This window comes from Actinomycetes bacterium, assembly GCA_022599915.1.
In the GTDB taxonomy this organism is placed as follows: Bacteria; Actinomycetota; Actinomycetes; order S36-B12.
Genome location: JAHZLH010000053.1, coordinates 55,668 through 74,558, shown reverse-complemented (window position 1 = coordinate 74,558; position 18,891 = coordinate 55,668). Strand labels below are relative to the sequence as shown.

Genomic DNA, 18,891 nt, shown 5'->3' with positions numbered 1-18,891 from the left:
TCAGCCTTCCTGCTCGTAGCCGGGCAGCTGACGCACCTCCTGGGCGAACAGGTCACCCCGTTCCCCGTAGTTCGAGAACATGTCCCACGAAGCGCATCCGGGGGCTAGCAGCACCGCGTCACCCGGCTGAGCCAGGCTCGCAGCGGCTGACACCACCTCTGCCATCGCCCCAGTGTCCGTCCTGGACACCTCCACGACGGGTAGGTCGGGGGCGTGTCGCGCCAGTGCCTCAGAAATCACCTGTCGATCTTGGCCCAACAGCACCACCGCGCGGATCCGGTCAGCACAGGCAGTGATCAGATCGTCAAACTCTTGACCTTTCGCTAACCCACCGGCAATCCACACCGATTTTTCGTAGGCGCGCAGCGACGTGGTGGCGGCATGAGCGTTGGTGGCCTTGGAGTCATCGATGAACCGGACACCGGCGACTTCAGCCACCTGAGCGATCCGATGGCCTGCGGGTTCGAAATCGCGAAGTCCAGCGGCTACCGCCTCCGGTGGCAGACCGTGGGCCCGGGCCAGGGCCGCGGCGGCGAGCGCGTTCGCCACATTGTGCGGGGCGAATGGATGGATATCGGCGAAGCTGGCTAGTTCCGCGGCGCCTCCTTGCGGATCGGCGACGAAGGCTCGGTCGACGAGCAGATCCTCCACCACCCCCAGCTCGCCCACCGCCGGAACACCCAAACCAAAGCCGACTGCTCGACAACCCGGCAGGACCTCGGCAGCCGCAACCATCTGACGAGTCACCTCATCCGCCACGTTGTAGACCGCCGCCCGTTGGGTGCGCTGGTAGATGCGCGCCTTGGTTCGGACATAGTTGTCGAAGGAGCCAAAATGATCGACGTGATCTTCGGCGATATTGAGGCAGACCGCGGCTTCCGGGCTCACTGTCCACCAAAACGGCACTTGCGGTGCCCCTACCTCAACCGCGATCACGTCCAGTTCTTGATGCAGCACTGCATCCACTAATGATACGCCAATATTGGCAGCCGCCACGGCTCGCAGATCGGCAGCTCGCAGCATTGACTCCAGCATCAGCGTGGCAGTGGTCTTGCCGTTCGTTCCGGTGATCGCCAGCCACGGCGCCGATTCCGAAGAGCGCAACCGCCAGGCTAGTTCGAGTTCCCCCCAGACCGGAATTCCGGCTGCTTGGGCAGCAGTGATAATCGGCGCACCAGGGGGAAATCCCGGTGACACCACCAACAGGTCCAGGTCGGCCGGCAAACTGTCACCATCGCCTAGCCGCACCGCAACGCCCAGGTTGCTGAGCTCCCCCGCCCAGCGCTGATGCTCTTCGGAGTCGCCACCATCTACTGCGGTAACGGTGGCACCCAACTCCCGCATCGCTCGAGCGCACGCCGCGCCAGCCAGCCGAATACCGGCAACGCCAACCCGCACCCGACTCCAGTCAGAATCCAGACTCAGCGCATCGATCATGTGGTGACCCAGCCAAAGAAGAACAACGTGAGCGCTATCGCAATACACATGGCGTGGACGATCCAAAACCGGACCACGATCAGAATCTCCGGCCAGCCCAGTAGTTCGAAGTGGTGGTGCAGCGGGGCCATCCGGAACACTCGCTTGCCGGTCAACTTGAATGAGCCCACCTGCAGGATGACTGAGACGGTGATGATGAAGAACAGGCCACCGATCAGGATGAGCAGCAACTCGGATTGCGTCATCACCGCCAGACCCGCAATACCGCCACCGAGCGCTAGCGATCCGGTGTCACCCATGAAAATCCGGGCGGGGTGGGTGTTCCACCAGAGGAACCCGAAACAGGCACCGGCGCACGCAGCCGCAACCACGGTCAGATCCAATGGGTCTCTGACGTTGTAGCAGAGTTCACCTACCGACTCCGCGCACGACTGGTTGAACTCCCACAACGAGATCACGATGTAGGCAACGAAGGATGCCAGCGCAGCACCTGCGGCCAAGCCATCCAACCCATCAGTCAGGTTGACGCCGTTCGTCGTTGCGGTGACAAGGAACCACACCCACAGTACGAACAACCCCAGCGGCAATATCCAAGGAGTGTCCCGAACGAAGGAGATGGCTTGGGATGCCGGAGTGAGACCGTTCTCATCGGGGAACTGCACGCTCAAGACCGCGAAACCCACGGCCACGATTGCTTGACCAATCAGCTTGGTACGAGCCCTGATTCCCGTTGACCGCTGTTTGAAGATCTTGAGGTAGTCGTCCGCGATCCCCACAAGCGCCAGTCCAACGATGAGCCCCAGCACGAGCAGTCCCGAGGCGGAAGGCGGCGACCAGAAGATCAGGTGGGTGCCGAAGTAGCCCACCAGGATGGCAATGATGATGGCGGCCCCACCCATAGAGGGCGTACCGATTTTGGCCGTGTGCTCGGGGTAGTTGATGTCATCGTGTGACATCCGGATCGCCTGACTGTAGCCATGTTTGCGCAACAACTTGATGAGTAGCGGTGTACCGAAAAGCGTCACCAGTAGGGCCATACCGCCAGACAACATAATCAGAGGCATCAGCTATCGACCTCTTCCGGCAGCAACGCCTCAGCCACCCGTTCCAGACCCACCGCACGCGATGCCTTAATCAGGACCACATCTCCGCTACGGGCCTCCGCGGCAAGCACCTCAGCAGCCGCGGCTGCGTCGGGCAGCCACACCGATTCGCCATCCCACGAACCCTCGTGCGCTGCCCCAAGGTGGATGGCCCGCGCGCCTTCACCAACCGCGATAAGGCGATGGACGTGCAACCGTACCGCCAGTCGTCCGATCCGATCATGATCGTCCGTCGTCGAATCACCCAGTTCCAGCATCTCGCCGAGCACCGCCCAGGTGGTGTTACCGGGCCGATTGCGGCCAAACTCCGCCAGCGCCTTCAGCGCCGCGGTCATCGATTCCGGGTTGGCGTTGTAGGCATCGTTGATCACCGTGATGCCGGCGGTCGAGTCATTGACCTCCATCCGCCAGCGGCTCACAATCTCGGCCTGCTCCAACTGCGAACTGACCTCCGCAAGCGACATCCCCAGGGCGAGCCCGGCAGTTGCCGCGGCAGCCGCATTACTGGCTTGATGCTCCCCCGCTACCCGCAACCTGACTCGGGCTCGATCTTCCCCGTGGACCAGATCAAAGATCGGCCGAATCCGTTCATCTAGATCCAGATTTTCGATTCGGACATCTGCAGCGGCCGCGAAGCCATAGGTAAATGTGGTGCCGGGCGTGGTCATGCGCGCCACTCGCGGATCATCGGCGTTGAGAACTGCCACACCAGTCGCCGACAAATTCGCCGGCAGTTCTCCTTTGGCGGTGGCAATGGCATCACGAGAGCCGAACTCGCCGACGTGTGCTGATCCCACATTCAGCACGACACCAACTTTGGGGTGCGCAATGCCGCAGAGATAGTCGATATGCCCGATACCGCGCGCTCCCATCTCCAACACCAAGGTGCGGGTGGTGTCGTCGCAGCGCAGCACGGTCAAGGGCAGACCCACCTCGGAATTGAACGAGCCGGCTGGCGCAACCACCGGACCTCGACTGGCGAATACTGCCGCCAGCAAGTCTTTAGTGGAGGTTTTCCCGGACGAACCGGTGACACCGACCACGTCCAGCTCAGGCAGCAGAGTCAGCAGATAACGAGCTAGGGCTCCTAGCGCCGCAACGGGATCCTCCACCAGAATGGCCGGTCCGGCAACGGGACGTTGAGCCAGTACCGCCGCTGCACCGGACTCGAATGCCGCTGCCGCATAATCGTGACCGTCTACTCGCTCACCCACGATGGCGACAAACAGATCGCCCGGGGCCACCAACCGGGAATCTGCGGCAGCACCAGTAGCGATCGCCTGTGGATCAGCCTGGTCCAGCGAGCCACCCACAGCAGCCGCAATCTGTTCCAAAGTCAGTTGTTTCACGCGGTTGACCTTGTTCCAGCGAGCGCCGCAGCCAACTGCTCCCGATCATCAAACGGAATCAGTTGGTCACCGATCTGTTGGCCAGTTTCGTGCCCTTTACCAAGAACGAGGATGGCGTCACCCGGCTGCGCCCGGGTCACGAGTTCCGCGATAGCAGCCGCTCGATCCCCGATTTCACTCACCTCTGCTCGACCTCCTGATTGCCGCGCTCCAGCCAGCACGGCGGCGCGAATCGTGGCCGGTTCTTCGGAACGAGGGTTGTCATCGGTGACGATGAGGACATCCGCGGCCACAGCAGCGACCTTACCCATCTCTTCCCGCTTGCCAGCATCCCGGTCACCGCCACACCCCAGCGCCACCAAAATACGACCAGCGCTGAACCCACGGGCAACTTCGATAGCTCGGGCCACCGCGTCCGGCGTGTGAGCGTAGTCCACGTATGCACCCAACTCGTCGCTAGCTACCGCCTCCATCCGGCCTGGTACTCCCGGACAGGTCGCGATCCCGGCTGCTGCGGCCGCCGGGGTCAGACCCGCCGCGACGAGCACCGCCAAAGCACCGAGGGCGTTCGCCTGGTTGAACTGCCCCGGCAGTTGCGAGGAGAGCGCAACTTGCACGCTGTCGGGTCCAACCGCTGATGCCCGCCAAGCCCCGGTCGGAGTCTGCTCGACATCGATCAGTCCCCAGTCTGCTGCCCGGGACACTGCGTAGCTTTCAGCGGGGATGGCCGTCGTGGCCAGTAGCTGCTGCCCCCACTCGTCATCGATGCAAATGATCGCGCGACGACTGCGAGCAGGAGTAAACAGGTCAGCCTTCGCCTCGAAGTACGCAGTCATGGAGCCGTGGAAGTCCAGGTGGTCTTGGGTGAGATTGGTGAAAGCCGCGACATCGAAGTGGATGCCGTCTACCCGCCCTAGGGCCAACGCATGACTGCTGACTTCCATGGCCACGGTGCGCACGCCCCGCTCTCGCATTACGGCAAGCAATGCGTGAACATCGGGCGCCTCTGGCGTTGTACGGGCGCTAGGAAGCACCTCATCGCTAATCCGCACGCCGGTGGTTCCGATGATGCCCACGGGTCCGGCCGCCGCGAGTCCGGCCGCCAGCAGGTAGGTCATAGTGGTCTTGCCGTTGGTGCCGGTGACGCCAATCATGGTCAGGTCCCGAGCGGGGTTCCCATAGATGTGCGCGGACACCTCCCCCAGAACACCGCGCGGATCCGCCACCACAACGACGGGCACCGCCGTCTCCCCGATCAGCTGCTCCCCATCCTGATCGGTCAGCACTGCGGCCGCACCGGCAGCCACGGCATCGGCCGCGAATCGGGCGCCATGGGTATTGGCACCAGGCAAGGCCGCGTAGAGATCGCCGGGCTGCACCGCACGAGAATCGAGGGTCACCCCCCTCACTGCGACATCGGCCACTGTCGGTGCCGTTGCCAACGGAGAAATATCAGCCAGTTGGACGCTGGCTGCGTACTGCGGTCGCGGAGTCACTGTCACTCACCGAACTTGAGCGGGAAGTTGGCGCGCTTGCCTCCGGTCGGCGGGACATTACGCAACGCAAGTGCCTGGGTCATGATCTTCTGCGTTACCGGACCCGCGACCTCGGAACCGTAGTAGCCGCCCTGCGGGTTGTCGAACCACGCGCCCACCACGATCTGCGGGTCATCCGCGGGAGCCATCCCCACGAAACTCGCGGTGTAGCCGGAGTAGCAGCCGCACGTCTCGTCGTACCGCTGCGCGGTACCGGTCTTGCCACCCATCAGGTAGCCAGGCACCTTCGCGTTCGCGGCAGTACCACCTTCACCCACGACCATCTGCATCATGCGTTGCATAGTCTTGGCGGTCTTCGGCGAAATCGCCGCCTCGCGGGCTTCCGGCTCAGTTTCCTCGGTGACGCCATCCACGGTGGTGTAGGAATCGACCAGCCGCGGTTTCACCGGGACACCATCGTTGCCGATGGTGGCGAACATATCCGCGATATGGAGCGCCGTCATCGACATGCCCTGTCCGAACGCCAGCGTGGGGAAAGAGGTATCAGACCAGTCCTTGGGTGCCGGAATATAGCCGGACTGCGCTCCGGGGTATTCCAGACCGGTGGGTTCGCCCACCCCGAATGCCTTCAGATACTTGTAGAGCTTTTTCCCACCCATTTTTTCTGAAGCCAGGATGGTGCCAATGTTGCTGGACTCCGCCAACACTCCCGCCAGAGTCATATTTAAAGTTCCGTGCTCGGTGGAGTCCTTAAATTCCTTGCCACCCCGGAATAGCAAGCCGGGAACTACCACTTGACTACGTGGTGTCATGACGCCTTCTTCCAAGACACCGGCGATCGACATCAGTTTGGAGGTAGAGCCGGGCTCCATCGCCCAGGTGACCGGACGATTGCTCCAATCCTCAGGCTCGGCCTGATCCGGGTTTAGCGGATCGAAGCTGGGTGCAGTCGCCATAGCGAGGATTCGACCAGTTCCAACTTCCAGCACCACCACCATGCCGAAGTCGGAATTGGATGACTCCACCCGATCTGCAACAGCCTGTTGCGCAGCCCATTGCAGATCAGCATCAATAGTGAGCCGTACATCAGTACCGCTCACCGGATCCGCTCGCTGAACATCCGAGGTGGGGATTTCGGTACCACCGGCAGACTGCTCGTAGGTCACTTTTCCTGGCGTACCGACGAGGAGATCGTTAAGACCAGCCTCGAGTCCGACGGCGCCATTTCCTTCCGAGTTGGTGAAGCCCACAATGGAGGAGGCGAGTTCACCATTGGGATAGTCACGAACGTTGCGTCGTTCCGAGAAGATTCCCTGCAGCACTTCCGGGTCGTTGCCGTCCTCGGTGCGCCACGCCTGGATATCCCGCCAGACCTGCGGCTCAGCCGCTTTGGTGAGGTAGATGAAACGACGCTCACCGGTCAGCATCGGCTCAAGTTCCGCTGGTGCCATGTCAATTATCGGCCCGAGCACTGCAGCGGTTTCCGCTGGATCTTCGATCAAGGTCTGGTCTGCCGTGATGTCTCGTACTTCGACCGTGGTGGCGAGGGGAACCCCTTTGATGTCGCTAATCGAGCCTCGTATCGCCGGGATGTCTTGAGACATAATGCGCTGTTTGAGGGCCGCCGAAGCGAGTTCTGGAGCCTTGAGCGCCTGCAATTCCACTAGTCGCGCAGCGAACAGACTCAGAATGAGGGCGAACCCCAAAACCAGCATTTGGACTCGCCGCCGCGATGAGGCCATCCGAAACGGCTTACTGGCCGGTGGAGCCGGCCGATCCGCCTCCGCCCGACGTGGTGGTCTAGTGGTAGTGCTCATTCCTCGATCCCCCCGGTAATGACTGCGCGGTCGTAGGCAGACAACGGCTCAGAGCCAGTGACGGCGGCACCATCGCCCTCGGCCGGCGACGGCTCTGCGGTTTCCGAATCTGACTCGGCTGCGGCACCAGCATCATCCGCCGGTGCGGCTTCGCCCGCTTCGGTAGCACCTTCGGTGGCCTCGGCACCCGGCTCGGTGAAGAGGTCGGTCGGGGCCAGCGGCTCCTCGCCAGTCAGCGGTGTTTCCCCGCCAACTACTTTCCCGGCGGGCTTGGGCACACCCAAGATCCGACCAGTTGCGGCGTCGAAGTACACGGTGGTTGCTGCTGGCAGCATGCCCAGCCGTCGAGCTGCTTTGCGTACCTGCGTCGGTGACGATAGCCGTTCTACCTGCTGCCGCAGCACCTGCTCCTGTTCAAAAAACGCCACTTGATCAGCTCGCAGCCGAGCCTGCTCAAACGACCCAGCAGCCAGACTGTTATTGACCATCAGCAGAGCTAGCAAGCCGCCGCCTAGAATCGCCGCGACCAATCCGATGAAGGGTAGCGACGACGCATTGCCTTGCCGCTGGAACTCAGGAGTCGGCACTTTTTCTGGCGACGGGGTCCGCCGGGAACGGCGCTTGGTCGGCGCCTGCAGGGTTGTGCTCATGCTGCCCCCTGCCAGTGATCAGGGACCGAAGCAGTCTTGGACACTGCTCGCAATCGAACCGGCTTCGCGCGAGGGTTCTCAGCGATTTCCGCTTCGCTTGCTTGCTGAGCACCCCGGCCAAGCAGGGTGAGGAAGGGTAAGTACTCGTCGGGGACCACCGGTAGATCGGCAGGCGCGGAAGACTCAGCACCGCTAGCGAAGGCGCGCTTCACTATCCGGTCCTCTAGTGAGTGGTACGACATCACCACGATGCGGCCACCCACCGCGACTCGGCGAATTGCGGCAGTCAGCCCTCGACGCAGGGCGCCCAACTCATCGTTGACCTCGATTCGCAGTGCCTGAAAAACTCGCTTGGCGGGATGACCGGAGCGACGAGGGCCCGCTGGCAGCGCCTCTTCCACAGCCTTGGTGAGGTCGTAGCTGGTCCGCAGCGGTTGTTGTTCACGCATGGCTACTACGGCAGCGGAGATCCGACGCGCATGCCGTTCTTCGCCATATCGGTAGAACACGCGAGTCAACTCCTCTCCGCTGTAGCTATTCAGCACATCCGCCGCACTCAGCGGATTGCTGCCATCCATCCGCATGTCAAGGGGGGTCTCTCGAGCGTAAGCGAAGCCCCGCTCATCGCTGTCTAACTGCAGGCTAGACACGCCGAGATCGAACAGATAAGCCGCTGGCGCAGCCACGCCAGCTGCGTCGAGGATGCGGTCCGACTCATCAAAACCGCCCCGAAATCCATGGAATCGATCGCCAAAGACCGCTAACCGGGCGGTAGCGAGGTCGAGGGCCTGCTGATCGCGGTCAATCCCCACCACCTGAGCATCGGGATTCGCCGCAAGTAGCGCCTCGGTATGCCCACCCATGCCCAAGGTGCAGTCCACTAGTACGGATCCAGGGCCTGCCGCTGGGTTCAGCAGGTCCACCGTGCGGTCCAGCATGACGGGAACGTGCGCTGAGCGAGCCGTATCCACCGGATCCGGCGCTGAGTGCTCGTTCATAGGTTCCCCTTGCGCGTCGATCGTAAGCCGCGACGACAATCGTCCAAGCCCCGGGGCAGTCGTGAGATCAGGTCCCTTCCCGCCAGACCGGCACCAGGGAAGTGTGCCGGTCTCCTGGGTGGAACCCGCAGACCCTGACATCGGGGAAGTACGTCAGGACCACGCGGAAAGAGACCTCATGTCACGACTAAAACAAGCCAGGGACTACCTCCTCGCCAATGTCGGAGAAGGACTGTTCTTGTTCAGACAAGTAGTTCGTCCAGGACGGTTTGTTCCAGATCTCCGCGGTGGCACCATTCCCGGCAATCACCACATCCCGATCGAGATCGGCGTAGTCACGTAATGCACCCGGGACTGAAATCCGCCCCTGCTTATCCGGTTTGTCGTCGAAAGCACTGGAAAACAGCACTCGCAGATAGGAGCGCACTGCCGCATTGGCGCGGGAGGCTTCGTTTAGCCGATCGGCGTATTTGGCGAACTCTTCAGCCGGCCACAGCACAACACATCGGTCCTGACCCTTGGTCAACACCACTCCGTCACTCAGGGTGTCACGAAACTTGGCCGGCAAAACGACGCGCCCCTTGTCATCGATGCGAGGAGTATGCGTGCCGAGAAGCATGGACGTCCTCCTCCACCGACACCACGCCCCCACGGGGACCGTGTTGAGCACCTCTGTACTCCAATACCCTCCACTTTATTCCACATCACCCCACTGTCAACCCTTTTTCCCGAGAACTCTCCATTGGGTTCTGATCGTTAATGGCCGCGGCAGTCGGCTGCTATTAACAGTCAGGCGAGCGCTTGCCCGGCCTGTGGGCTTACCGCCCGCGAAAGTTCACAACTCCGTTCCGGCTGTGCCCGCTCGGAATGAAAAGCGGGAGCTGGCATGCCCAACTACTAGACAGGTGATGTCGTACGTTCCGTATTGGCACTCACCAAGTAAGTATCAGCGGCAGTAGATCTCAGCCATTAGTTACTCGCGGCACGCCGATGGATGTTCACAGCGACGGGGTCCAGATTGGGCTCGACTCGTCTATGCGCTTGGCGACGAGGAGATGAGCAGGGCGGTCAGTCCCACCACTGCTACCAGCAGACTGAGCTCCACCCAAGCGGTCACGCGGAGCCTGCGCCCGACCTTCTCCACCGCGAGTTGCGTCTGGGTTTTCTCTGCCAGCTGGACGCCCGTGGACTCTTGGGGGACATCGTGATGCGAGGCTGTGGCTGAATCTTTCGCAGGAGCCCTCCGTAACTCGAAACTCGCCTCCAGCATAGGAACAAGCCGGAGGTGGTTGTAGGCGCCGAAGGCCGCCACTATCCCCACAAGGAGCACCTTGGCTATCAGGGTGCGACCCCAAACCGTTTCCCACAGCTGCGCCGGATAATCAAGAATTTGCACCGTGAGCGCAAAGCCAGCCAAGCCAGCGATGGTAAGCCCAGCGGCTGCCACCACCGAGAACTTAACAGTTAGGTGGGCGGGATCCAGTGGATGGCCAGCAGCTCGACGTTGACCCAGGACGACAGCCAATATGGCCAAGCCACCAGCCCACGCTGCAGCGGCAACTACGTGGGCGAGATCGCTCAACCACACCAGCACCCACGGCTGCACCGTCGCGGTATGCCCGTCCAGCAGGAAAGACACTCCGGTGAGCAGGACACCAGCTAGCGCCCAGGGAATCCCTCGCACGTTGGGACGCACCATTTTCTCTTTAGGCTCATCGACTGATGGGCCAGAATTCTCCTCATCGCGGGGCAGCACCGCCGTCGTTGCACCCGCAAAGAGCAGCAGGCCACCCACGATCCGCAGTAGGACAAACCAACCGAAGCCAGCCATCGAGAGAAGATCCATTACAGCTTCCGGAGCGAGTGCGGCAGCCCAGTCACCCTCTTGCTGCACAGCTGATCTACCCAAGACCTGGACAAGCGTCCCGAAGACCACCAGCATCCCCGACCACCGGACGATCTTTTGGATTCGGATCACTTCTGCGGGCCGACCGACCATAACGAACGCCAGGAAGATGATCGCCCCCAGTGCCAGCAGAATGCCCAAAAGGGCCGCTGCCGACCCCAGCCATCGGATCGACTCCGCCGCGGTGGTGTCGGACGGTGAAAGCGCTTCATCAAGTGCACTTGTGACTGGTGGCGCCTGCGGAGAACTCGTGGGTCCAGCCTGATTTTCAACCGTGAAGCGGAAGGATCCTTCTTTGGGATGGGTATCCGGCGCTGTGACACGCCACTTGACTCCGTATCGCCCGCCATTCAGAGCATCACGAGGGGTAAGAACCCACTTCTCGCCTGAGCGCTGTTTCGCAACGTCCAACGGGATCTCAGTACCCTCGTTGTCCAAGACCTGGAACCCGCTGCCAGCAGGCTCGGCCGGGATAGAGAACGTGAGACTTACTGAAGTTAGCTCACCTTTGACGATCTGACCGTCTTCCGGATTGCTACTGACAAAGTCCAGGTGGGCGGCCGCGGGGGAAGCGCCGAAGGTCAGCAGCGCAAGGGCAGCGATCAGTGGGGCAAAGACTCGTGAAACGTTCGCGACTATTTCTCCCCTTCTGCCGAGCGGTTCATCATGCTGAACTGTTTTGTAGTCAGCTGGATTTCATGCCCCCGACCAATGCTTTGACCGCGGTTACGCGTAATAGAAGTCCGTAAGTTCTCATGGCGCGCGTTGGCTTGCATCTCGACACTCTTTGACCGCATACGACAGCGCCCGACGCCGCCGAGCTAGTACTGGCCTCCGTCGCGCCGCTGATCCCAGCGCTCTTCGAGGCGGTCCATGAAGCCACTATTACCTTTTTTGTCCTTGGGCGAGGCAGTCGGAGCGGCGCTCGCTTCCGAGCCCTCTCCCTCTTCCGACTTACCAGAACCCGCGAAGGAGCGGTAGCAGTAGATCGCACCAAGCAACATGACGAGGAAGCCAGCGATGCCCAAAACTACGATTTGGGTGGCGACTCCGGAGACGAGTAAGGCGAGGCCAACGATGACACCACCGATTCCAAGCAATACTCCCTTACGGTTCATCCCACCCCGGCGAGACTTGCGCAAAGTATCGGCGAATTTGGGATCCTCGGCATATAGGGCACGTTCCATCTGCTCTAGTAGCCGCTGTTCGTGATCCGAAAGCACGTCGCACCTCCTTCGTCTGTCCCAGAATAGGCATGTGGGCCCCGACTGGAAAGCCGAGAACACAATCCATTTGAACTCTTCGCCCTATTGTGTCGGTTCTTAGGGCGTCGCGAGCAAACTTTCCTAGGAAAGATATACATCTTGTCACTATCCGAACACAGTGTGCTCATCTGGTCCAAGGTGCTGGAGCTGATGATGTGCAGGCGTCGCTGGTGACGTTCGATTCGCATGTGGAGTTCCCTCCGCCAATCACGAAGATAGTTGTTCTGTAAGTTATCGGCTGCTCTCAGGCGAATTGTGAGGCTCTGGCTCGGGCGATTGCACGAGCCGTGCTGGGCGAACTGCGCCAGAACCGAATCGCTGTGAGATGCGATCCATGGCCTGTTCCACTTCGCGGCGGTTGGGCTCAGCCGGATCGAGCAGCAGCTGCCGTGGAGCACCAGAAACCGGTAGTAGCCCAGTAACCCGGACCCCCACCAACCGTAGGCGAGCCCGCTGCAGCCCGAGACCAGCAAAGAGATCTACTGCAGTGCCATAAATCTCGTGCCCGATATCCGTTGGGTCCCGTAGCGTACGGGACCGAGTGATTGTGCTGAAGTCGGCAAACCTGATTTTCAATTGCACCGTTCGCCCCACGTAGCCACCGCGCCGCAGTCGAGCAGCAACTTTGTCCGATAGCCGCAGCAACTCCCGCACTACAACATCCGGATCATCGACATCAACACCGAAAGTCTCCTCCGCGCCAATACTGCGATCTGGCTCATGCGGCTGCACTCGCCGAGGGTCGTGACCCCAGGAGAGTTCAGCGAGTTGCCGACCGGCAGCATCCCCAACAATGCGCTGAAGTGTCGCTACCGGGGTGACGGCGATATCGCCCACGGTGGCCAATCCAAATCGAGACAGGGTGGCCTCAGTCTTCTCGCCCACTCCCCAGAGCGATCCGGTCGGTAGCGGATGCAAGAAGCTGATCACCTGATCTGGCGGCACTACCTGCATGCCATCCGGCTTGGCGAGAGTTGAGGCGAGTTTGGCCACAAACTTGGTCGCGGCTGCACCTACCGAGCAGGTGATGCCTTGCTCGTCATGTACTCGATCCCGAATCAGTTGGGCAACCTGTCGAGCGCTTCCCACTCGACGCCGAGCCCCGGCAACATCCAGAAAAGCTTCATCGAGACTGAGCGGCTCTACCAAGGGGGTAATCGATTGGAAGAGCGTCATGATCGAGGAACTGACATCGCTGTAACGAGGGAAATCTGGTGGCAACACCACCGCCTGCGGTGCAAGTCGCCGTGCGCGGGACATCGGCATAGCCGAATGGATTCCTAGTTCCCGCGCTTCGTAGGTGGCTGACAGCACCACCCCTCGATTCGTTGCCCCACCGATGATGACAGGGGTTCCCACCAGCTCCGGACGATCTACTAGCGACACCGAAGCATAAAAAGCATCCATATCGACATGCAGGATGCTGCAGTCGCTGTCATCAGATGCCGAGATCGTCGCTGCGTTGGGCCGACGCAACTGATTACGACTCACCGCTCTCTCCTCACCATCCGCTACTGCCTGGACTGGAGTGCCATAACTTTCCGGGGGCACCGCCCCGGGAGGTCCTCCGCGGCTGCGGCTTACCCGCTTCCTCGCCTGCTGGCCTGACATCAGCGTAAGGCGACATTCGGAATCCGCTGGCGTGCACCAACACGCGGCGGCGTTGCCCCATGCCACCAGCAGCAGTCCGCCGCCGGGGATCGGAGTCGTTCGCGGCGGCTGGACCAGCGCTATCCGGCGCTGGCGCCGCAGCCAACATCTGCTGCACTCCCTCAGCACCGACCTCCCGCCACAGCTGCCAAACCTCACCTAACTCCCAACAACCAGTGGCTCGTAACGAAATGCCTCGTCGGCCGGTACGGCGAATTTTTCCGCGGACTAGCAATAACCAGGAGTGAAACACCGTCGTCGCATAGTCACCTTGCACATCCTCAAAGAAGGTGGCGTCCACCGGACCGGTGGAATCATCTAGCGTCAGAAAAACCACTCGCCGGCCACTCCGTACCGGTGGCGTCTGCACTGCCGCTTTGACCCCAGCAACTAAAACCTCGGACTGGGAGCGGCAGTTAAGTAGGTCTTGGGAACGTACTACTGCCAGGTCGGCCAGCATCCGGTTGTAGAACGACACAATGTGGCTGCTGACATCCATCCCCAAAACTTCCACCTCAGCCCGTACCTTCTCGCCACTACCCATTTCTGGCAGACCGCTGGGCATCGGTTCCGGTGGCTGGAACAGATCCAGCGCGAACTGCACCTCAACTTGATCTGGGTCCTGCGCCGGAGCTGGCGCTAAGGATTGTTGTCGCGCAGCGATCGCGGGGTCGATCGAACTCGTTTCGGCTGGTGGCGTGGCGCGCCGAGCGGCGCGCCTCGTGCCACGTCCACCCTGCGCTGCCCGGGTATGTCGCTCCAACTCGATGATTTGCAGCAGTAAGTCCCGTCGAGTTAACCGGCCTGGTCTGCTACTACCGAGCCCATGCAAATCATCGAATGCTCCGGCTAGCACCAGATGTTCTGCGACCGGCCGAGACAACCCACTGCGTTGCCAGACCTCTGTCAGCGAGGCATACGGTTGACCAGCGACAATCGCAGATTCCTCCGCCGCCGAAATCCCCTTCACCTCAGCGAGTGGCAGTCGGATACCCCAAGACTCCCCTACCTGCTCCACTCGATACACCCGATCAGATTGATTGATGTTCAAGCCGAGAATAGGAATTCCAAAATTGCGAGCATCGTCCAGAATCAGTCGCTTGGGATACATACCGGGATCATGAGTAAGCACCCCAGCCAAGAAGGCTGCTGGGTAATGCGCCTTGAGCCATGCTGACTGGTAGGTCGGCAGCGCGAAGGCTGCCGCATGCGCTTTACAGAAGCCAAAAGATGCGAAGGCCTGCAATACATCCCAGATCTCCTCGACCGTAGCTAGCGAATAGCCCTGCGCCATGGCTGTCGGATAGAACCAGCCCCGCACCCGTTGCTGCCCTTCCGGACTGCCCATGGTGCGGCGGACTTCGTCCGCTTGCGCCAAGGTGCAACCGGTCATGATCGACACCAACTTGATTACCTGTTCGTGGAACACCACCACACCGGCGGTCTCGGCTAATACCGGTCTTAGATCTTCGTGCACATACTCCGGCAGCGACCAGCCCTGTCGGGCCCGCAAGAATGGGCTGATCATGTCGCTCTTTACCGGTCCTGGCCGGAACAGTGAAATGTCGATGATGATGTCGTCGAAATTCTCCGGAGCAAACTTCCCCACCAACTCTCGCTGTCCAGGTGACTCAATCTGAAAACAGCCCAAGGTCTTGGCGGACTGGATCAGTTGGAAAGTGTCGTCATCGTCTAGCGGGGCGCGATCAATATCTACCTCTGCGCCGGTAACTCGCTGCACCTCGGTGACGGCGTGAGCCATAGCGGATTGCATGCGAATACCCAACACGTCCAGTTTGAGAAAGCCCATTTCTTCCACATCGTCTTTATCGAACTGGCTCATGGGGAACCCTTGCCATGAGGCTTCCACCGGGGTCCGGTCAAGCAATGAAGCGTCTGACAACAGCACACCGCAAGGATGAAGCGCCACGTGCCGTGGTAAGCCGTCTAACGCCTCCACCAGATCTAAGAATCGATCCATCCCACCGGTCGCAGCGAGCTGACCTAGCCCACTCGTGCGTAGCTCCGGCAGATCCGCCAACGCCGATCGAATGTCCCGGGCCGCGATGTGGGGGAAAGCCTTGGCAAAAGAATCGATATCGGCTGGCGGTAGCCCTAGTGCGGCGCCAGTATCTCGAATCGCATGACGAACTCGATAGGTATCCATCATCGATACGCAGATGCAGCGTTCACCACCGAACCGTTGCAGGATCTGCTCATACACCTCGGTACGTCGGGCAGATTCCACGTCGATATCGATATCGGGTAATGAGCGGCGTAGCGGCGAGAGGAAGCGCTCCATAATCAAGCCATGTCGCATTGGCTCTACTCCTGAGATACCCAGCAGATGGTTCACCAGACTGCCGGCGCCTGATCCGCGAGCAGCAACTCGCACCCCCATGCTTTGAATCAGATCCACAACTTCAGCGACAGTAAGAAAATAGCCTTGGAACCCCAACTGCACGATGGTGTCTAACTCCTGCTCCAACCGGATTGCCGCTTCCCGCCGCTCCCTTTCACCCTGATAGCGATGAGGTAGTTCCTGCTCACATCGTTGGCGCAGCATTCGTGCAGCCGCACTTCGATGATCAGCGCCAGGGCTCAGGTCCGGCACGAGTACATCTAATTCGGGGACATGAACTGATCCGATACCCATATCCGCTACCGGGTCTAAGGCACACTGCTGCGCCAGTGCCATGGTGTTCGCTAATAACTGCTGAACCCGATCAGTGGCGTACCCCGCCGCAGTAACAACCTGCTCTCCCATCTGGAACATCTGCGCCGCCGATTTGAGGTAGCCCTCGGAATTCCCCCGACTGAGATGCCGACTGCTCAACGGGACTAGCCGCCGAATGGCATCCAAGACATCGACTACTGGGGCCTGCTCGCGGTGGGCGTGACGGACTGCATTGGTAAGAACTGGCGAGACATTCCGTTCCACTGCCCAGCGATAGAACCGAGACGCCGCCGGCAGTGATAATCCATCTGCTCCTGGACCGGTCCGACCCGCCATCGACTCCCCCGACTGCGGCACCAAGTGACATGCCACCGCAGCATGCATCCGATCGCCAAAGATTTCTCGCCATCGACGCAGTAGTCGGTCGGCGAGATCGAGTCGATGCGCAGTTACCGCACGACCACATTCCGACTCTGCCCCCAACAGCAGCACTAGCCCCTCACTATGTCGGGCGATCTGAGCTACATCTGCCACCGGTTCTCCCCGCTGACCCGATAAATGCGCTGCCGAGACCAACCGGCATAACGATGCCCAGCCCTGTTGCCCTTGGGCGAGCAGCACTACCCGCGGATGATCGGGCTCAACCCAGGCGCCGCCCTTAGCTGGAGTGCGACGTGACGATGGCTGCGGTGTGGATCGACGCAGCAACCCACTGGGGGCGACCGCCAGGTCTACTCCTAGCACCGGCGAAATGTCAGCCGCCATGCACTCAATCGCGAATCGCACTGCACCATATAAGCCGCCTCGGTCAGTCAATGCCAGCAGTGGCTGCCCTAGCTCGGCAGCTCGTTCCACTAACGCTGCGGGCTGAGAGGCGCCATATCGCAGCGAATATGCCGATGCCGTGTGCAGATGCGCGAACGGCTCTCCTACTACCACCGCGATCACACCAATTCGGTGCTACGAGGGCCGCGCGACAGCGTGACCACTACTCGTTCGAGAAACAGGTGGGCATCACGAATCATGTCGTCGGCTTGCCGAGTAGACACCGCATTCAGCACTCCAGCCTCTGCCGCGATGCACACTCCTGCGGTTGCAGTGAAAAACTGTGCCCATTCATTAAGCCCTGGCGCTACTTCCGGCAGTAACTGCCAGACATCACGCGGTCGATGTCCCCGAACTCCCACTGGCTGCGCCCATGCTGCTAAGACCGCAGCCGCAGCTCGACGAGCGGCTAGTTGCGCCCGGGAGTAACGCAACGTTGCAGACGGTTCAACTAATGCCGCTTCCACCTCGTTAACCGCCGAGGTTAGTAACTCCGCACTGGCCAGCGGGATCGCTCGACCAGGCACGGCAGAATCTGGTGCTCTCATCTATTCCTCCTTAGGTAGTTCCGACTAAGTGCTGGTTGTTCATGTGAACTGTTCAATCGAATGCTCGGATGAGAAACCAGGCAGAACCAGGTCGATGACGGAGTTCAAACACGCCAGTGGCGGTGCCCCTACGGGATGCGGCTACTCGCCAGACCATCGCATCGGCAGGAAATCGGTCGGAGCCGTGCTCTGCCCAGCGCCACCACTGTTCCGCCTCAGTCCAACGAGCTAGCACCTCAGTCACTCGGTAGCGGCGACCACGCCAGTGAAAAGACTGCGGCGGTTCCGGTTCGACTGGATCCGCCGGTGGGGAAACCATGACTCGGATTTGGTCGCTATAGCGACGACTCATGACTACCTCCTTTTAGGCATGACGGGTCGATCGGTGGGGCTAGGCCCCGCCGGGGAAGGTCGGCCCAGACGCATGTTCAGTGACTGCATCCGATGGTGATCACCGTGGCGTGATACTTGGTATCTGCCCGATGAGTACCTGGGTTTTATCGAACATATGTTCGATGTAGTGAACGCTACGTCAGTGGTCCGACAACGGTCAAGACCTACTGTCGGGAACACCCGATTGGTCCCTTTTCTCCCCAGTACCCACTACGCTGCGATCATGGATGAGCGGGAGTCAGCCGCGCCACCAGCAGTGGTGACGCGAGTTGTGGCTCGACTGACAGAGCTCGGTTGGCGCGGTGACGCGACACCAATCAGTCAGGCCCGCGAGATTGTCAGCAACTCCCCCGGTCAACTAATAGTGACCAGCCACCTGTTTCACAGCAACGCTGATCACTTCTTTTTAGTGCTACTACCCGAGGGGCACGATGCAGATCCCATCCAACTCAACGGAGTGCTTGGTGAATCAGGCCTTGTCGAAATGACCCCCGAATCAGTCGAGGAACGCACTGGCCACGTCGCCGGTGGAATCGCCCCAGTCGCAACCGAAACCCGCAGTCACGTCGTCTTGGATATTTCACTGTCACGCTCCACCACCATGTGGGTTCCGGCGGGCGACCCCAATTGGGTATTCCCGAGCAACTACGCTCAACTTCTACGCCTTACTGCTGGCACCGCCGCAGAAGTAGGTGACCTACCAACCAACCAGGACCGAACACCACCAGCATCGTGAGCACCACCTCCCCCGCCATCCAGCAGCAGCGATCCCACCGC

General features: G+C 60.7%; 15 protein-coding genes. 1 reads left to right on the top strand and 14 read right to left on the bottom strand.

Annotated features, from left to right (window positions below):
• From murD to K0U62_08955, 14 genes are all read right to left on the bottom strand, one after another.
• Complete coding sequence (gene murD / locus K0U62_09020) at nucleotides 1-1,437, bottom strand: UDP-N-acetylmuramoyl-L-alanine--D-glutamate ligase (protein MCH9801652.1); 1,437 nt, start codon at nucleotides 1,435-1,437, stop codon at nucleotides 1-3.
• Nucleotides 1,434-2,501, bottom strand: a complete 1,068-nt coding sequence (gene mraY, locus K0U62_09015; protein ID MCH9801651.1) for a phospho-N-acetylmuramoyl-pentapeptide-transferase — start codon at nucleotides 2,499-2,501, stop codon at nucleotides 1,434-1,436. The genes murD and mraY overlap by 4 nt, the downstream gene beginning before the upstream one ends.
• Nucleotides 2,501-3,889, bottom strand: a complete 1,389-nt coding sequence (locus K0U62_09010) for a UDP-N-acetylmuramoyl-tripeptide--D-alanyl-D-alanine ligase (protein MCH9801650.1) — start codon at nucleotides 3,887-3,889, stop codon at nucleotides 2,501-2,503. Before K0U62_09010 ends, mraY begins: the two co-directional genes overlap by 1 nt.
• Nucleotides 3,886-5,391 (bottom strand): UDP-N-acetylmuramoyl-L-alanyl-D-glutamate--2,6-diaminopimelate ligase, encoded by a 1,506-nt coding sequence (locus K0U62_09005; GenBank protein ID MCH9801649.1) that lies wholly within the window; start codon nucleotides 5,389-5,391, stop codon nucleotides 3,886-3,888. Before K0U62_09005 ends, K0U62_09010 begins: the two co-directional genes overlap by 4 nt.
• Nucleotides 5,388-7,202, bottom strand: coding sequence for a penicillin-binding protein 2 (locus K0U62_09000; GenBank protein ID MCH9801648.1), 1,815 nt, complete (start codon nucleotides 7,200-7,202; stop codon nucleotides 5,388-5,390). Before K0U62_09000 ends, K0U62_09005 begins: the two co-directional genes overlap by 4 nt.
• The gene (locus tag K0U62_08995; GenBank protein MCH9801647.1) at nucleotides 7,199-7,852 is read right to left on the bottom strand and encodes a hypothetical protein; all 654 of its coding nucleotides are present in this window, start codon (nucleotides 7,850-7,852) and stop codon (nucleotides 7,199-7,201) included. Before K0U62_08995 ends, K0U62_09000 begins: the two co-directional genes overlap by 4 nt.
• Nucleotides 7,849-8,850, bottom strand: coding sequence for a 16S rRNA (cytosine(1402)-N(4))-methyltransferase RsmH (rsmH, locus tag K0U62_08990; GenBank protein MCH9801646.1), 1,002 nt, complete (start codon nucleotides 8,848-8,850; stop codon nucleotides 7,849-7,851). Before rsmH ends, K0U62_08995 begins: the two co-directional genes overlap by 4 nt.
• 187 nt (nucleotides 8,851-9,037) lie before the next feature.
• Entirely contained in the window at nucleotides 9,038-9,469 is a 432-nt protein-coding gene (gene mraZ, locus K0U62_08985; protein MCH9801645.1) for a division/cell wall cluster transcriptional repressor MraZ, read from the bottom strand.
• A 414-nt stretch (nucleotides 9,470-9,883) separates the two neighbouring features.
• Nucleotides 9,884-11,194, bottom strand: a complete 1,311-nt coding sequence (locus K0U62_08980; protein MCH9801644.1) for a CopD family protein — start codon at nucleotides 11,192-11,194, stop codon at nucleotides 9,884-9,886.
• A 383-nt stretch (nucleotides 11,195-11,577) separates the two neighbouring features.
• Entirely contained in the window at nucleotides 11,578-11,943 is a 366-nt protein-coding gene (locus K0U62_08975; GenBank protein MCH9801643.1) for a DUF3040 domain-containing protein, read from the bottom strand.
• A gap of 309 nt (nucleotides 11,944-12,252) precedes the next feature.
• A complete protein-coding gene (gene dinB / locus K0U62_08970) occupies nucleotides 12,253-13,632 on the bottom strand; it encodes a DNA polymerase IV (protein ID MCH9801642.1) in 1,380 nt (459 codons plus the stop codon).
• Nucleotides 13,523-17,287, bottom strand: a complete 3,765-nt coding sequence (locus K0U62_08965) for a DNA polymerase III subunit alpha (protein MCH9801641.1) — start codon at nucleotides 17,285-17,287, stop codon at nucleotides 13,523-13,525. The genes dinB and K0U62_08965 overlap by 110 nt, the downstream gene beginning before the upstream one ends.
• A gap of 5 nt (nucleotides 17,288-17,292) precedes the next feature.
• Nucleotides 17,293-17,721, bottom strand: a complete 429-nt coding sequence (locus tag K0U62_08960) for a hypothetical protein (protein ID MCH9801640.1) — start codon at nucleotides 17,719-17,721, stop codon at nucleotides 17,293-17,295.
• Between the two features lie 52 nt (nucleotides 17,722-17,773).
• Nucleotides 17,774-18,073 (bottom strand): hypothetical protein, encoded by a 300-nt coding sequence (locus tag K0U62_08955; protein ID MCH9801639.1) that lies wholly within the window; start codon nucleotides 18,071-18,073, stop codon nucleotides 17,774-17,776.
• Between the two features lie 264 nt (nucleotides 18,074-18,337).
• Between K0U62_08955 and K0U62_08950 the strand changes: the two genes are divergently transcribed.
• Complete coding sequence (locus K0U62_08950; GenBank protein ID MCH9801638.1) at nucleotides 18,338-18,850, top strand: hypothetical protein; 513 nt, start codon at nucleotides 18,338-18,340, stop codon at nucleotides 18,848-18,850.
• Nucleotides 18,851-18,891: the final 41 nt, after the last annotated feature.

What these genes read in the sequence shown, in the direction of transcription:
- murD (MCH9801652.1), bottom strand. Translation starts at nt 1,437, where the DNA reads ATGATCGATGCGCTGAGTCTGGATTCTGACTGGAGTCGGGTGCGGGTT.
- mraY (MCH9801651.1), bottom strand. Translation starts at nt 2,501, where the DNA reads ATGCCTCTGATTATGTTGTCTGGCGGTATGGCCCTACTGGTGACGCTT.
- K0U62_09000 (MCH9801648.1), bottom strand. Translation starts at nt 7,202, where the DNA reads ATGAGCACTACCACTAGACCACCACGTCGGGCGGAGGCGGATCGGCCG.
- K0U62_08995 (MCH9801647.1), bottom strand. Translation starts at nt 7,852, where the DNA reads ATGAGCACAACCCTGCAGGCGCCGACCAAGCGCCGTTCCCGGCGGACC.
- rsmH (MCH9801646.1), bottom strand. Translation starts at nt 8,850, where the DNA reads ATGAACGAGCACTCAGCGCCGGATCCGGTGGATACGGCTCGCTCAGCG.
- mraZ (MCH9801645.1), bottom strand. Translation starts at nt 9,469, where the DNA reads ATGCTTCTCGGCACGCATACTCCTCGCATCGATGACAAGGGGCGCGTC.
- K0U62_08975 (MCH9801643.1), bottom strand. Translation starts at nt 11,943, where the DNA reads ATGGAACGTGCCCTATATGCCGAGGATCCCAAATTCGCCGATACTTTG.
- dinB (MCH9801642.1), bottom strand. Translation starts at nt 13,632, where the DNA reads ATGTCAGGCCAGCAGGCGAGGAAGCGGGTAAGCCGCAGCCGCGGAGGA.
- K0U62_08960 (MCH9801640.1), bottom strand. Translation starts at nt 17,721, where the DNA reads ATGAGAGCACCAGATTCTGCCGTGCCTGGTCGAGCGATCCCGCTGGCC.
- K0U62_08955 (MCH9801639.1), bottom strand. Translation starts at nt 18,073, where the DNA reads ATGAGTCGTCGCTATAGCGACCAAATCCGAGTCATGGTTTCCCCACCG.
- K0U62_08950 (MCH9801638.1), top strand. Translation starts at nt 18,338, where the DNA reads ATGGATGAGCGGGAGTCAGCCGCGCCACCAGCAGTGGTGACGCGAGTT.